This is a genomic window from Streptomyces sp. NPDC089799 (assembly GCF_040684755.1).
Lineage (GTDB): Bacteria > Actinomycetota > Actinomycetes > Streptomycetales > Streptomycetaceae > Streptomyces.
Genome location: NZ_JBFBGR010000011.1, coordinates 56,617 through 72,003, shown reverse-complemented (window position 1 = coordinate 72,003; position 15,387 = coordinate 56,617). Strand labels below are relative to the sequence as shown.

Here is a 15,387-nt window from a genome sequence, read left to right as displayed (position 1 = left end):
AGGGGGACATGCATGGCACAGGCCGGCGACGCAGCGCGGACCGTCATCCTGACGGTCGACGACGATCCGGGAGTCTCCCGGGCCATCGCCCGAGACCTGCGGCGCCGCTACGGCGGCGGGTACCGGATCGTGCGCGCCGAATCGGGCGAGTCCGCGCTGGAGGCCTTGCGCGAGCTGAAGCTGCGCGGCGACCTGGTGGCCGTCATCCTCGCCGACTACCGCATGCCGCAGATGAACGGCATCGAGTTCCTCGAACAGGCCCTCGCCGTCTACCCGGGCGCGCGGCGCGTGCTGCTGACCGCCTACGCCGACACCAACGCGGCCATCGACGCGATCAACGTCGTCGACCTCGACCACTACCTCCTCAAGCCCTGGGACCCCCCGGAGGAGAAGCTCTATCCGGTCCTGGACGACCTGATCGCGGCCTGGCGCTCCAGCGACCACCGGCCGGTACCCGCCACCAAGGTGGTCGGGCACCGCTGGTCGGCACACTCCTCGCAGGTCAGGGACTTCCTGGCGCGCAACCAGGTCCCCTACCGCTGGTACTCCTCCGACGAGCCGGAAGGACAGCGGCTGCTGGAGGCGGCCGGCGCCGACGGCCGCAGGCTCCCCCTGGTGGTGGCACCGGACGGCACCGCGCTGATCGAGCCCGAGACACCCGAACTGGCCGCCCGCGTCGGGCTGGCGACCACACCGGCCGCCGAGTTCTACGACCTCGTGGTCATCGGCGGCGGCCCCGCCGGGCTCGGCGCCGCCGTGTACGGAGCCTCCGAGGGCCTGCGGACCGTACTGGTGGAGCGCTCGGCGACCGGCGGACAGGCCGGGCAGAGCTCCCGGATCGAGAACTACCTCGGCTTCCCGGACGGCGTGTCGGGCGCACAGCTCACCGAACGGGCCCGCCGCCAGGCCGGCCGCTTCGGCGCCGAGATCCTCACGGCCCGCGAGGTCACCGGGCTGGAAGCCGGCGGCGCGGCCCGCATCGTGCGCTTCTCCGACGGCTCGGCGGTCGCCGCGCACAGCGTCATCCTGGCCACCGGAGTGTCGTACCGGCAGCTCCCGGCCCCGGGCTGTGACGACCTGACCGGCCGCGGGGTGTACTACGGCTCCTCGCTCACCGAGGCGTCCTGCTGCGAGGGACAGGACGTGTACGTCGTCGGCGGCGCGAACTCCGCCGGCCAGGCCGCGGTGTACCTGGCGCGCGGCGCGAAGTCGGTGACGCTGCTGGTGCGCGGGGAGTCCCTCACGGCGTCGATGTCGCACTACCTGATCCAGCAGATCGAGGAAGCCCCCAACATCACGGTGCGCACCCGGACCGCCGTCGACGCGGCACACGGCGCCGAGCACCTGGAACGGCTCACCCTGCGCGACCTGGACACCGGTACCGCCGAGGACGTCGACGCCCAGTGGCTGTTCGTGTTCATCGGTGCGGCCCCGCTCACCGACTGGCTGGAGGGAACGCTCCTGCGGGACGAGGACGGCTTCATCCTGGCCGGCCCCGACCTCACCGCGGACGGGCGCCCGCCGGCCGAATGGGAACTGGACCGGCCGCCCTACCACCTGGAGACCAGCATTCCGGGGGTGTTCGTGGCCGGCGACGCGCGCGCCCGGTCCGCGAAGCGCGTCGCCTCCGCCGTCGGAGAAGGAGCCATGGCCGTGATGCTCGTCCACCGGTACCTGGAGCAGTCATGAACGGGCAGGCGGCAAGCGGGCCGTCGTCCGGCGGGCCGTCGGGGCTCGGGTCGTCGGGTGGCGGGCCGTCGGGGGCCGGGCGGGAACTGCCCTGCAACCCGCAGGAGATCGCCTCGCTGTTCCTGTTCGAGAAGCTCTCCCCGGAACAGCTCGGCCGGCTGTGCGCCGAGGGCCGCGTGGAACGCTTCGAAGCCGGCCCGGTCTACACCGAGGGGGACCCGGCCACCTGCTTCTACGTGATGATCGAGGGCACCGTCGTGCTGTACCGCCGGGTCGGCGGCGACGACGTGGAGGTCAGCCGCACCGCGCAGCGCGGCGTGTACGCCGGGGCCATGCAGGCGTACCTGGGCGACCAGGTGCCGCAGACGTACAACAACTCCATGCGGGTGACCGGACCCACCCGCTTCTTCGTGCTGCCGGCCCAGTCGTTCGCGGACATCATGCAGGAATGGTTCCCGATGGCGGCCCACCTGCTGGAGGGGCTCTTCTTCGGTGCGAAGAACACCCAGCGGGCCATCGGACAGCGTGAACGCCTGCTGGCGCTCGGCTCGTTGTCGGCCGGCCTCACCCACGAACTCAACAACCCGGCCGCCGCGGCCGTCCGGGCCACCGAGGCACTGCGCGAACGGGTCGGCAAGATGCGGCACAAGCTCGCCGTCATCGCCCGGGGCCCCTACTCCCGGGAGGCCCTCGCCGACCTCATCGAGATCCAGGAACGCACCGCCGAACGCGTCGCCAAGGCACCCGTCCTGAGCCCCCTGGAGGCGTCCGACCGGGAGGACGAGCTCGCCGACTGGCTCGACGACCACGGGATCCCGGAAGGCTGGCGGGTCGCCCCCGCCTTCGTCCAGGCCGGGCTGGACACCGACTGGCTGGAGCAGGTCGCCGCGACGGTGGACGAGGACATCCTCCCGGGCGCCATCGGCTGGCTCAACTACACCGTCGAGACAGAGCTGCTGATGGACGAGATCGGCGACTCCACCACCCGCATCTCCCACCTGGTGGACGCGGCCAAGCAGTACGCGCAGCTCGACCGCGCGCCGCACCGCGACGTCGACGTCCACGAACTCCTCGACAGCACGCTGCTCATGCTGTCCGGCAAGATCGGCCCCCGGGTACGGGTGGTCAAGGACTACGACCGCTCCCTCCCCGACGTGCCCGCCTACCCGGCGGAACTGAACCAGGTGTGGACCAACCTCATCGACAACGCGGTGTCCGCCATCGGGAGCACCGGCGGCGACGGCACCCTGACCGTCCGCACGGCCAGGGAGGGCGACCGGCTGCTGGTGGAGTTCCGCGACAGCGGCCCCGGCGTGCCCGAGGACATCCGGAGCCGCATCTTCGACCCCTTCTTCACCACCAAGCCGGTCGGCGAGGGCACCGGCCTCGGCCTCGACATCTCCTGGCGGATCGTGGTCAACAAGCACCACGGCAGCCTCCAGGTCGAGTCCGTCCCGGGGGACACCCGTTTCCAGGTGCTGCTCCCCCTGACCGCGCCCGACCCCGAGACCGCACCTGCGCCCGACACCGACACCGACACCGACACCGACACCGCGCCCGAGTCCGAGTCCGAGACCGCCCAGGAGCCCGCATGACCGAGACCGGGAACGGGAACGGGAACGAGAACGAGGGGATCGACCCGGGCGTCCCGCCCAGCGGCACCGGCTGCGCCGACTGCGACGCGGTGGGCGGCTGGTGGTTCCACCTGCGGCGCTGCGCCCGGTGCGGACACATCGGCTGCTGCGACTCCTCGCCGGCCCGGCACGCCACCGCCCACTGGCGGTCCACCGGGCATCCGCTGGTGCGGAGCTTCGAGCCGGGCGAGGAATGGTTCTGGAACTACGACACCGACGCCCTCTACACGTCCGGACCCGAGCTGGCCCCGCCGGCCGGCCACCCGGCCGACCAGCCGGCCCCCGGCCCGGCCGGCCGCGTCCCGGAGGACTGGCCGGACCACCTGCACCGCTGAGGGCCCGGCGTACGGCGTTGCCCCCGCCCGGATCGGGACGGGGGCGACGGGAGCTGCGGGACGGGAACGGGATCAGTCGGCGATGTCGATGTGCATGTTGAACCGGACGCCGCAGACCTTGACGAGCAGGTTGCCCTGGATCTTGCGTTTGGCGAGGGTGCCGCCGACCTGGCCCTTTCCGAGCGCGGCCTTGTCCTGGGGCGCGTGACTGACGAACTCGCCGAAGGCACCGTTCGCCGCGAGTTCCCCGGCAGCCCTCCACTCGTCCCGGAGGTCCCGGTACGCGTCCCGGTCCATCGCTGCCCCGCCGAGGCCGAGGTTGACGCGTTCCCCGCCCAGGTACGCGGCCGCGCACTGCTTGAGGATGCCCACGACCAGCGAGTCCCTGAGGTCGGAATACACGATCTTGGTGAGCAGTTTGGCGGAGTCGGCGTCCAGCTTCGCCTTGCGGGCCTCCTTGGCCTTCTCCTTGAGCATGTCCTCGTAGTCGGTGAAGATCGTCCTGCGTGCCTGCACGAAGCCGTACTCGGGGTTCTTGGCGATGCGGATGGAATCTCCCCACTTCGCCGGTTCGACCCACTCCGGGTCGAACCCGAGTTCCTCGCAGTACGCGGTGAGGTTCCGCTCCGCTTCCTCGTCGGACTTGGCGTGCTCGGGCATGCGTCCCCTTCCCCCAGGTGGCCGTTGCCGCTCCAACGTCGCACGTGGCCGCAGCCCTGTCAGCCGTTCCACGGGGATCGTGAACAGGGTCGTCCCCAGGGGCGGTTGAGGCGCCGGCCGACCTCCGTCCGGCCCGGTTCCGCCGCTCCCGCGTTCGCCCTCCGAACGTGCGAGGGGGTGGGGTCAGCCGCCGTACCGGACGGGGAAGGTGAAGGCGTACCCCTCCTTCGCGAACCACGGGAGTACCCGCTGCAGGGCGGCCACGGTCTCGGACCGGTCGCCGCCCCCGTCGTGGAAGAGGACGGTGGGCCGGACCAGCGGCTGCTCGACGGTCTTCACGATCGACGGCACGCCCGGACGGCTCCAGTCCCTGGGGTCCACGCTCCAGCCCAGCGGCCGCATGCCGTGCGCGGCGGCTATCCGCCGGCTGTCCGGGGTGAAGGCGCCGCCCGGCGCCCGGTAGTAGTCCACCCGTACGCCGGGTGCCGCCTTCTCGATCATCTCCTTGCCGCCGACGATCTCCCGCTCCTGGTAGGCGACCGGCTTGTGGTCCATGGCCGTGTCATGGCCGACCGAGTGGTCGCACAGGCGGTGGCCGCGCGCCACGACCTCGCGGACCAGCCCGGGGTACTTCTGCGCCTTGGTTCCGATCATGCAGAAGGTGGCCTTGACCTGGTGCTGGTCGAGCACGTCGAGGACCTTGGGGGTCCAGACGGGGTCGGGGCCGTCGTCGATGGTGATGGCGACCGAGCGCTCCGCGCCCATCGCCGTCCGGGTGATCGTCAGCGGGGGCGTGGCGGGCCGGCCCGCCGGTGCCTTCCCGTGCTGCCCGGCGGCAGCGGCCGCCGCTCCCGCGGCTCCCGCTCCGCCACCGGCGCCCGCCGCTCCCGCCGCCCCGTCCGTGGCGGCGTACGACGGCGCGCCGAGGAGGGTCACGGGGATGAGGACTGCCGCCGCCAGGGCCGTACGGCCCGCCCGGCGCCGGGCACGCGTGCTGGTGATCGCCATGAAAGCCGCTCTCGTCTCGCAGTGAGTCCCCCGACCGACAAGGGTACGTAAGGCAGGAAACCGCCCAGATCGCCCTTTCGTCTCCCGGCCGGCCCCTCCCGTCCCTCTCGCGCCGCGCCCCCGACCCGCGCAAACCGCAGCTCACGGGCCTGCGGAGGCCCCGCCTGATGCCATGGACCGGGGTCCGGGTCTCCCCGGAAGGGCTTCATCGGCAAGGAATGTGCTTCTCGCCACATTGCGCCGCGGTCGACGGTGACGGAATGGGTGCGGTCGGTCACGAACCACAACGTGCGGGAAAGTGCGGCCAATTGGAAATGATGGAGAGTCACGCCACATGCACGCTCGGCTATTTGGCTATTTGACGTCGTGTCCAATAAAGCTGCGGGTGTCGTCAACTTTGCGTAAAGTCCGCTCGACTCCGACGGCTTCGAATGGCCTGGACCAGGGGTTCGTGTAGCTCCAACTGACGCTACAGATAATGCAATTGACGATCCGTCATTCTCGATCCGACAGTGGTTGAATCGATGACATCTTCGCGCGTAGAGCAACGGTGCTCGGGAGCCGCTTTCTCTCTGGCAGGATTCCCGGCACCGATCAACCCGAGGGCAATCGCCGCCGCTCCGGCGGGTTTCCCCCACACCTCGGATCAGGGAGCATGATGCACAAACGTCGTACGTCCCGCCGCAAGAAGGCGCTCATAGCCGCGGTGACGACCGCACTCTCCGGCGGCCTGTTGTTCGGCTTCGAGGCGCTCGCGCAGGCCGATGTGGTCACCGGCACGGTCATCGGCGGCCAGGGCCGGTTCGCCACCGTCAACCACCGCGCCAAGCCCTCCGTCTCGGCAAAGATCACCGGCTCCTCGAAGGTGGGTGCCAAGATCCGCATGTCCTGCCGGACGACCGGCGACACCGTCGAGAACAACCCGCGGTGGATCTACACCGGCTCGTACTACATCGCCGACGCGTTCATCCGGGAGAACACCACACCCCTGCCGGTCTGCGGTACGAACCCGACACCCACGCCCACCCCGACCCGGCCCGCAGGGACCTCCAAGACCCTGAAGATCGACATGCAGAAGCAGGTCCGGACCCAGTGGTGCTGGGACGCATCCGGCGTGACCATCGCCAAGTACTGGGGGCGATCGGTCACCCAGGACCAGTTCTGCCGGCTCGCCGCCCAGGGCACATGGGTCGACTGCAACAACCAGCCCGCGACGCTGGAGGACATGGCCAACGGCCTGGCCCGGCTGGGGCTCCGCAACAGCGGCCGGAGCCTCTACCGCAACGCCTCGTTCGGCGAGACGGCAGGCGAGATCGGCGCGGGCCGGCCGTTCGCCGTCCGGTTCGGCTGGCGCAGCGGGGGCGGTCACATGAACGTCATCTACGGCTACGACAAGTCCAGCAACATGATCGCGGTCGGTGACCCCTGGCAGACCACCCAGACGTACACCTGGTGGAACTACTCCGCCTACGTCGACAACAGCTCGTTCCAGTGGACCCACTCGCGCATCGGCATCCAGGGCTGAGGACAGGACGGACCATGCAGACCTCCCGAACCATCCCGGCCGTGCACGCCGTGCGACCCCTGCGACGCGGAGTGCGACTGGCCGCCCGGGCCGCCGCCCTGTCCACGGCCGCGCTCGCCGCCGCCCTGTGCACCGGCGTTTCCGCTCAGGCCGCCGACGGCGACGGCATCGCGGGCTACCAGTCCGCCCGCCAGACCCTCCGGAGCGACCAGACCAAGGACACCGTCGCCCGCTTCCTGGTCGCGGCCCGGCAGCAGCCCGGTGCGGCGGCCTCCGCCGCGGACGGCGGCACCAGCGGCCGACCCGCCGACGCCCCGGCCGAGGCCGCGGCACCGCCCGGCTTCGACCTGAAGGACCCGGTCCCGCTGTTCGAGATCAGCCCCGAGTTCGTGGCCGGCAAGACCCGGGCCACCCCGCAGACCGCACTCCGGCTCACCTACCTCGCCTCCCGGGTGGCCGCCTCCGACGGACACCGGGCCGCCGTGCTGCTCGCCCCACAGGGGAGCGCCGCCACGACCGGACACGACGGGCACGCCGTCGGTGCCGAGGGCTGGCAGCTGGCCGGCATCCGGGACGGGGACGCGGACGTCAGCCAGGCCGAGCGCGGGACCCCGCAGGCGCGCGCCTTCGCCGAGCCCCAGATCGGCGCCTGGTACCGGCTCACCGCCGAGGGCACCGTCGAGTCGCTCAACGAGCGGGCGACCGCCGGCCTCGGGGGCAAGCGCACGCTCTCCCTCGCCGCCTACCAGAAGCTCGTCGCCGCCCGCTACGGCGACAAGCTCCCGGGCTCGGACTACGACCGCCGGGGTCTCGCCGGAGGGTACGGCGGCCTGGCACAGACCGATCCGGCCCAGCCGGCGGACGCCCCCGCAGACCCGCCGACGACCGGAAACACCGCCACGACCACGGCCGCATCCGCATCCGGGCGGCCGGCATCCGATCCGTCCTGGCAGCCGGCGGCCGGCGCAGGCGCTGCCCTGGCGGCTGCGGTCGGCGCGGCGGTGTACGTACGCCGCCGGAACGCGAACGGCATCCGCTAAGGGCGGGGCAGGCCGCCGGTCAGCGTGGTGAGGGCGTCCCGGAGGGCCGAGTGGTCCGAAGGGCGCCCGGGCCAGCGGGCGGCGACATGGCCGTCGGGCCGGACGAGGAGGGCTCCGCCGCCGCCGATGCCGCAGACGCCGGCGTGCTCCGCCGGAAGGTGCTCGATGCGCAGCGGCCGGGCGCCGGCCGCCTGCCGTTCCCACTGCGGGGGGTCGGGGGCGAGCAGGGTGAACCACTCGCCGAAGGCGTCCAGGGTGGACCGGCCGTCCGCCAGCCGCAGGTGGGGCATGCGGTGCCCCGGGAGGGCGGTGGGGACGTAGTCGGTGCCCGGCTCCGACGGCTCCGGCGGGGTGTCGCCGTCGGTGAGGACCGCCCCGGAGCGGTAGGCGACGCCGAGCACGAGACCGAGCTGTGCGAAGTACTCCTCCGACCACGGCAGTTCGATCCGCTCCGGGGCGCCCCCGCCCGTCCGGCGCTGCTCCTGGCGGCGGTTGTGCACGTGGAGCATGAGCCGGGTGTTCTCCACTGCCCGGTGGAGGGTTCGCTCGGCGACCGGCAGACGTTCCTCCTCGTAGGTCTCCAGCAGGGCGGGCTCGGCCCACCCCTGCAGGACGCCGGCGAGCTTCCAGCACAGGTTGTGCACGTCGGCGACGCCCGTGTTCATGCCCAGCCCGCCGGCGGGCGGGACCGCGTGCGCGGCGTCGCCGGCCAGCAGCACCCGGCCGCGTCGGAACCGTTCGGCGACGAACGCGTTCACGACCCACTGCTGGACCCGCAGCACCTCGGGCCGTACCCCGGAGCCCGCGCCCGCCCCGTCCCCGAGCGCCTGCGCAACGCGGCGCGGCCAGTCGGCGGCGTCGACGGGGGAGCCGCGCCCGGCGCGGTCGGCGTCATCGGGCGTGGGGAAGAGCCAGGCCCAGCCGCCCTCCGGGTACAGCGGCAGGAACGACCCGTGGGAGGTGAAGTAGACGCCGGCGGGCCGGCCGGCACACCAGCGGTCGAGATCGGCGTCGAACACGACCGTGGTGAAGCCCCCCAGCGCTCCGGGGCCGGTGCTGCCGATGCCCAGCCGCTCCCGGACGGTGGAGTTCGCACCGTCGGCAGCCAGCACGTAACGGGCCCGGACGCGGACCTCCCGGCCACGGCTCTCCCGGTCGCCGTGACCGTGGCCGGAGCCGTGGCCGTCCTCATGGTCGGCGAGCAGGGCCACGACGCCCCCGGCCTCCTCGACGACGTCGACGAGCTCCACCCCGAACCGCACGGGTGAGGCCGCCGCGGCCAGCAGGGTCGGCTCCAGCCGGTCCTGCGAGGTCACCACGCCGGTGACCGGGCTCTCGGGCACCGGCGCGTTGATGCCGACCATCGCCGCCGTGGCGAAGTCACGGTCGAGGAGGGTGTCCCGGAACCGGATCCGGCCGTACTCCGGTGCGAACGCGGCGGCAGTGATCTTCGCGGCGATCCCGAGCCGCCGGAAGATCTCCATGGACCGTACGTTCACCAGCCGGGACCGGGGGAAGGGCGACAGCCCGCGGTGCTTCTCGACCAGCAGGACGCGTACGCCCCAGCGCTCCAGCAGCGCCCGGGCGGTGAGCCCCACCGGGCCGCCGCCGACGATCAGCACCTCCACCTCGTCACCGCTCCGACCGGAGGGGGTGTCGCCGCCTTCCGCGCTCCGAACCGCCATGGGATCAATCTCGCGCCCCGCTCCGGAGCCCGCAACGCCGCATGCCGACTTACGCCCGGACGGGCCCGCCCGCACGCCGACGTACACCCGGACGGGCCCGCCCGGACACACCCGGCCGCACCCGTACCCCCTCCCACTCGCACCGGGACGCCACTGCCGCCCAGAATTGAAGGGCGCGCCCGCGCGCCACCCGGAGGATCCGCGCGCCACCCGGAGAAAGGGGGCCCGATGCCACCGCACCGGCCGGTCGGGGACGACGATGCCGGCCCGATCCGCTCCGAGCCGGGCTCGCTCCTCGAACACGTGCCCGTGGCGGTCTTCGGCATCGACGACCGGGTACGGATCTGCTGGTGGGGCCCCGGTGCGCGGCACCTGTTCGGCTACGACGCCCCCGAGGCGCTCGCCGGGCCCGCCGCCCGGCTCTTCCCCGAGGAACCCGTGCCGCCCGGCGACCTCCCCCCGGCCGCCCTGCTCGTCGAGCGGGCCCGCACCCTGGGCTACTGGCGGGGGAGGATGCCCGTCCGCCACCGCGACGGCACGGTCTTCCCCTGTGGCTTCCGCGTCTTCCCCGTGGCCGGACCCGGCGGCGGCTCGGTCGTGCTGGGACTGGCCAGCCGCAGCAAGGAGCTCGACCGGGTCAAGACGAACCTGTCCTTCCTCGACGCGCTCTTCGAGACCTGCCCGATCGGCCTGGTCATGCTCGACCAGGACCTGCGCTACGTGCACCTCAACCAGGCCCTGGCCGCCATGGACGGCCTCTCCGTGCAGGACCACCTCGGCCGCCGGACCGACGAGGTCATGCTCACCCACGACGGCGGCGCCTTCCGCGACCTGCTGGAGAGCGTCGCCCGGGGCGGCCGCACGGTCGTGGGCACCCTCGTCGGCCTGCGCACCTCCGGCCTCCCCGACCGCGACCAGGTCCGGTCGGTCAGCCTGTTCCCGCTCAGCGGGGCGGTCGGCACCGGCCGCGGGGTGGGCGGCCTGTTCATCGACGTGACCGACCGGGAGCGGGCCATCCTGGACGCGACCGCCGCCCGGCAGCGCCTGCAGCTCCTGGACCGGGCCACGGCCCGGATCGGCACCACCCTGGACGTGGACGTCACCGCCCGCGAGCTGGTCGAGGCGGCCGTCCCGGACTTCTGCGACGCCGCGGTCGTGGAACTCGTACGGTGGGCCGACGAGCGCGCCCCGTTCGATCCGGCCCTCCCGCTGGTGACCCGCAGGATCGCCCACCTGACCACGCTCCCGCCCCCCGCCCCCGAACTCGTCGGCGGCATGGAAACGATCACCTACCCGCCGGGCTCCGGCATCCACGACATGCTGAGCACCGGCCGCCCCCTCTGCGTGGCGGTCGACGAGGAGTTCACCAACCGCACCGTCACGCACCAGCAGCGCGCCCGCCTCCTCCTCGAGAGCGGCCTGGCCTGCATCACCATCGCCCCGCTCGTCGCCCGCGGCACCGTGCAGGGCCTCGCCATGTTCGGCCGTTCCGCCGCCCGTCCGGCCTTCGACGAGGCCGACCTCAGCCTGGCCGGCGAGCTGGCCTCCCGGGCCGCCCTGTCCCTGGACAACGCCCGCCTCTACAGCCGTGTCCGGGACATCTCGCTCACCCTCCAGCGGGCCCTGCTCCCCACCGCCCCGGCCGCCGGCCCGTACGTGGAGCTCGCCCACCGCTACCTCCCCGGCAGCCACATCACCGAGGTGGGCGGCGACTGGTACGACGCCATCGCGCTGCCGGGGGACCGGGTCGCCCTCGTCGTCGGAGACGTGATGGGCCACGGCGTGCCCGCCGCGGCCGCGATGGGCCGCCTCCGCATCACCGCCGAGGCCGTCGCCCGGCACACCCCGGAACCGGAGGCGCTGCTGACGGAACTCGACGCCGCAGCCAGGGACACCGGCATCGAGTTCGCCACCTGCCTGTACCTCGTCTACGACCCGCACACCGGCCGGGCCCGCATCGCGAACGCCGGACACCCTCCGCTGCTGGTCAGGCACCCCGACGGCACCGTCGAGACGGTCGGCGAGGTGCTCGGCGTCCCCCTCGGCGTGGGCGGCGTGCCCTTCGCGTCCATGGACGTCGAACTGCCCGAGGGCTCCGTGCTCGCCCTCTACACCGACGGCCTGGTCGAAACCCGAGACCGGGACCTGGACGCCGGGATCGCCGCCCTCGCCCGCGAACTCGGCTCAGCGGGCGCCGCCGGCTCGCTGGAGGCGGCGGCGGACCACGTCCTCGCACGCATGCTGCCGGACTCCGCGACGGACGACACGGTCCTGGTCCTCGCCCGGGTCCACCGCACCGCCTGACCGGTCCGGGACCGCTTACGGACCCCGCCGGGAAAGACAAGGCGCCTCCTCCGCCCGGTGTGGGGGAGGAGGCGCCTCACCGGCGCGCGCTGCGGCTACGGGGCCAGCAGGTAGGCGTTGGTGATGGTCTCGGTCATGGTGTTGCCCGAGGTGTCTTTCAGGTCGATCCGGAAGGACGCCGCCTTGGCGGTCGCCGGGTGGGCGGGGCTGACCGAACGCTTGCCCTTCTCGTCCGTGGTGACCGGAAGCGCCGTCCAGGTCTTGCCGTCGTCGTACGAGACCTTCACGGTCAGCGAGGCGACGGCGCCCGGCTTGGCCGCGGCACCGGCCACCTCCAGCGGCACCTTGAGGCCGGCGCCCGCCTTGCCGGTCACCGAAAGGGACAGGGCCGGGGACAGCCGCACGGTGGACAGCGGAAGCCCGACCGGGTCGCCGCCCTTGGGCCGGGCCGAGGTGAAGGTCCAGGCCACCGACACCTTGGTGCTGGTGGCGGTGTCCTTCACGGAGCGGCTCGCCTGCATGCTCAGCCGGTACGCCGACTTCTCCGCGGGCACCGAGGCGTTGAGCCAGCCCACCGTGCCGAGGTCGGCGATCAGGGTGCCGTTGCGCTCCAGGCGGGTGGTCCCGCCGGTGGTCGCGGAGTCACCCGCGTGCCCCCAGCCGTCGTTGAACAGCTTCACGGAGGCGGTCATGTCGTCGCCGGTGCGCTGCCCGCCCTGTTCCGGGTCGGCCTTCAGATCGGGGCCGACCACACCGGTGTTGAACCACTGGGAGTGGGTCTTGCCGGCGGCGAACGCCTTCGGGTCGGTGGTGTAGATGATCCTGGGGTCACCCGCGCCGTCCAGCTGCTGCACGAGCCATATCCAGCGCAGGTCGGCCGCCGCGCTGACGTACCGGACCGTGTTCCGCGGCAGGGTCACCGGGGCCGCCTCGGGGCCGTTGACGGTGAATCCCGACGGGTCGAGGGGGATGCCGGTGAGCGTGCCCTTGGCCTTGGCCACCGAGGCCGCGATGCCCGTCTTGACCTCGGCGACGTCGGCCTTGCCCAGACGGCGGTCCAGACCGGTGAACCAACGGCCCGCGCTGTTGAACGCGAGCAGGTACTCGGCGCCGCCGGGCGTCCGCCACACGCCGCTGTACTGGGCCTTCAGGTCAGGGGCGGACGGCCCGAGGTGGGCGGTGCGCAGGTCCGTTCCGGCACCGTCGTTCCACGAGCCGGCGAACATGGCGCCCAGGGCCTGGTACCCGATGGTGTACCCGGCGGGCTTGGCGGCCGGGTCGGGCGGGGTGACGGTGACCGGCTTGGCCTGCCGGGCGTCCAGGGTGACGGTGGTGGCCTTGTCGAGCTTCAGCACCGGCTGGACCAGCGCGGCCACCTCCGGCCCGTCGCCGAACACCGAACTCTCCACCGCGTACGCGCCCTTGGGCAGGCGGATCCGGAAGACGCCGTCCGCGCTCAGCGCTGCCTCGTGGCGCGTGAGGGTGACCGGGTCGAACACGGCGGACGTGTAGAAGCCCGCCGACTCGCCCTTCAGGTCGATGTGCCGGAGGGTGAGGTCGTAGGACTCGGTCTCGCGGACCACGACCAGGCCGGTGCGGACGGCCTGGCCGTCGCCCGAGGCGAGGACGGTGCCGCCGAAGGTGCCGTCCGCCGTGCCGAGCTTCGTGTTCGCGGTGACGGAGGTCTTCGCGGTTCCGCCCGCGGGGACGGTCAGCTTGGCGTCCTTCACGGCGAACATGCCGGCCGGGGCCGGACGGCCCCGCTCGTCGACGGCCGTCACGGCGAGGGAGAGGGTGACCGGCTTGGTGCCGAGGTTGCGGTAGGTGAGGGTCTTGGTGACCGGCTTGTCGTCGGTGTGCGGCCAGGACTGGGTCCCGAAGGAGAGCGAGCCCGGCTCGCCGACCACGCTCTGCGTGATGGCGCGCGCGACGTCGACCCGTCCGGAACCCTGCTGGAAGGCATGGAGCGCCGGGTTGGGCTTGGCGGAGGCGGTCAGTGCCTGCTTGACCTGCTGCCCGCTCCAGGACGGGTGCTGCTGCATCAGGATCGCCGCGGCCCCCGCCGCGTGCGGAGCGGCCATCGACGTACCCGACATCGTCGTGTAGCCGTTGCCGGGACCGTCGGCCACGAGGCTGCTGCGGGCCGCGGTGATGTCGGTGCCGGGGGCCGTGAGGTCGGGCTTGACCGGGCCGGCGAGCGAGGGACCGCGGCTGGAATCCTCGGAGAGGACCTCCTGCTTGCTGACGTTGCCGACGGTCAGTGCCTGCGGGGCGCCGCCCGGCGAGCTGATGGTCCCGGGTCCGGAACCGAGGTTGCCGGCGCTCGCCACGAACAGGGCCTTGCCGGAGAGCCGGGCCACGGCCTCGTCCATGGGCCGGTAACCGGCTTCCTCCTGGGCGCCGAGGCTCATGTTGACGATCTTGGCGCCCTGGTCCACGGCCCACTGCATGCCGGCGAGGATCCAGGACTCCTGGCCCGGACCGTCGTTGCCGAGCACCTTGGCGTCGATGATCCGCGCGCCGGTCGCCACGCCCTTGTACTTGCCGCCGGACTTCGCGCCGGAGCCGGCCACGATGGAGGCGACGTGCGTGCCGTGCCCGTAGAAGTCCCTGGCGTCGTCCCAGGTGGTGAAGTTCTTCTCGGCTACCTCCACGCCCTTGAGGTCCGGGTGGGTCTGGTCCACTCCGGTGTCGAGGACGGCGACCTTGACGCCCTTGCCGGTGAAGCCGGCCTTCACGGCGGCCGGAACGCCGATCTGGGCCGTGCTCCTGTCCAGCGTGGGGTACACCTTGGCATCGAGCCAGATCCGGCTGACGGCGGGCGCGGCGGACGCGAACGGGGCCTTGCCCGGCCGGGTGCCGCGGGCGTCGGAACCGGTCGCGGTGAGCGCCGACCACAGGGCCGTCGTACCGGACTTGGCCGCACGGAACGCCTCCCCGCCGATGGCGGGCAGGGCGCGGCGGTCGCGGGCGACGCCGGCCGCGGCGCCCAGCGGATCCCCGCCCGCGGCGGAGGGGGCGGACGAGGAGACCTGGCCGGGAGCCTGCCGGTAACCGAGGATCAGCGGGACGGAGGTGCTGCGGGCGTCGTCGTACCCGTCCGCGACCAGCTGGGTGACGTCGAACAGCCGCCGGTCCAGCGTGCCTTCGGAGATCATCCGCAGGGCGTCCCGCGGCACCACGTGGGTGTGGCCCGCGGTCCGGCGCACGGAGATCGGGACGGATTCGCGGCCGGGACCGCGGATCAGCCGGAGCACGCTGCCGTCCGCACCGAGGACCACCCGGTCACCGGTGATCAGGGTCACGGTCACGGCGGGTCCGGCCGCGCCCGGGAGCGGTGTGGCCGGCGCCGTGCGTATGTCCGGGGCCGGGGCGCCGACCGCGCCGGCGGGCAGCAGTCCGGTGGCCGTCATGGCCATGGCGAGGGCCGCCAGGGCGGCGGCCCTTGTTGTCCTTCTCAACTCAACTCGCTTCGCTACGGGTGCAGATGGGTCGGTGCGGCACGGG

The 15,387-nt window shown here is 72.9% G+C and carries 10 protein-coding genes; 6 read left to right on the top strand and 4 right to left on the bottom strand.

The genetic code is table 11. From position 1 onward, the window contains the following. Positions 1–12 precede the first annotated feature (12 nt). The 3 genes from AB0O36_RS14655 (at position 13) to AB0O36_RS14645 (ending at position 3,658) form a co-directional block, all read left to right on the top strand. On the top strand, positions 13–1,689 hold the full coding sequence (locus AB0O36_RS14655; RefSeq protein WP_365109155.1) for an FAD-dependent oxidoreductase: 1,677 nt from the start codon (positions 13–15) through the stop codon (positions 1,687–1,689). A gap of 86 nt (positions 1,690–1,775) precedes the next feature. Further along, entirely contained in the window at positions 1,776–3,284 is a 1,509-nt protein-coding gene (locus AB0O36_RS14650; protein ID WP_365109533.1) for an ATP-binding protein, read from the top strand. Next, positions 3,281–3,658 carry a UBP-type zinc finger domain-containing protein gene (locus AB0O36_RS14645; RefSeq protein ID WP_365109152.1) on the top strand — a complete coding sequence of 126 codons (378 nt, stop codon included), beginning with the start codon at positions 3,281–3,283 and terminating at the stop codon, positions 3,656–3,658. Before AB0O36_RS14650 ends, AB0O36_RS14645 begins: the two co-directional genes overlap by 4 nt. A gap of 72 nt (positions 3,659–3,730) precedes the next feature. On the opposite strand, the gene AB0O36_RS14640 is transcribed toward AB0O36_RS14645, so the two are convergent. Together AB0O36_RS14640 and AB0O36_RS14635 are read right to left on the bottom strand one after the other, a co-directional pair. After that, positions 3,731–4,318 (bottom strand): hypothetical protein, encoded by a 588-nt coding sequence (locus AB0O36_RS14640; RefSeq protein ID WP_365109149.1) that lies wholly within the window; start codon positions 4,316–4,318, stop codon positions 3,731–3,733. 183 nt (positions 4,319–4,501) lie between these two features. Next, positions 4,502–5,326, bottom strand: coding sequence for a polysaccharide deacetylase family protein (locus AB0O36_RS14635; protein ID WP_365109147.1), 825 nt, complete (start codon positions 5,324–5,326; stop codon positions 4,502–4,504). Between the two features lie 655 nt (positions 5,327–5,981). Here AB0O36_RS14635 and AB0O36_RS14630 point away from each other — a divergent pair. Together AB0O36_RS14630 and AB0O36_RS14625 are read left to right on the top strand one after the other, a co-directional pair. Continuing rightward, positions 5,982–6,851: a papain-like cysteine protease family protein gene (locus AB0O36_RS14630; protein ID WP_365109144.1), complete on the top strand. Its 870-nt coding sequence runs from the start codon at positions 5,982–5,984 to the stop codon at positions 6,849–6,851. A gap of 14 nt (positions 6,852–6,865) precedes the next feature. After that, a complete protein-coding gene (locus tag AB0O36_RS14625) occupies positions 6,866–7,891 on the top strand; it encodes a hypothetical protein (RefSeq protein WP_365109143.1) in 1,026 nt (341 codons plus the stop codon). Here the strand turns inward: AB0O36_RS14625 and AB0O36_RS14620 are convergent. Further along, the gene (locus AB0O36_RS14620) at positions 7,888–9,576 is read right to left on the bottom strand and encodes an FAD-dependent monooxygenase (protein WP_365109142.1); all 1,689 of its coding nucleotides are present in this window, start codon (positions 9,574–9,576) and stop codon (positions 7,888–7,890) included. The two genes, AB0O36_RS14625 and AB0O36_RS14620, sit on opposite strands and share 4 nt — an antisense overlap. Positions 9,577–9,804: 228 nt before the next feature. Here AB0O36_RS14620 and AB0O36_RS14615 point away from each other — a divergent pair, with 228 nt between their 5' ends. Then, positions 9,805–11,880: a SpoIIE family protein phosphatase gene (locus tag AB0O36_RS14615; protein ID WP_365109140.1), complete on the top strand. Its 2,076-nt coding sequence runs from the start codon at positions 9,805–9,807 to the stop codon at positions 11,878–11,880. A gap of 95 nt (positions 11,881–11,975) precedes the next feature. On the opposite strand, the gene AB0O36_RS14610 is transcribed toward AB0O36_RS14615, so the two are convergent. Beyond that, positions 11,976–15,341, bottom strand: a complete 3,366-nt coding sequence (locus AB0O36_RS14610; protein ID WP_365109138.1) for a S8 family serine peptidase — start codon at positions 15,339–15,341, stop codon at positions 11,976–11,978. Between the last annotated feature and the right edge of the window lie 46 nt (positions 15,342–15,387).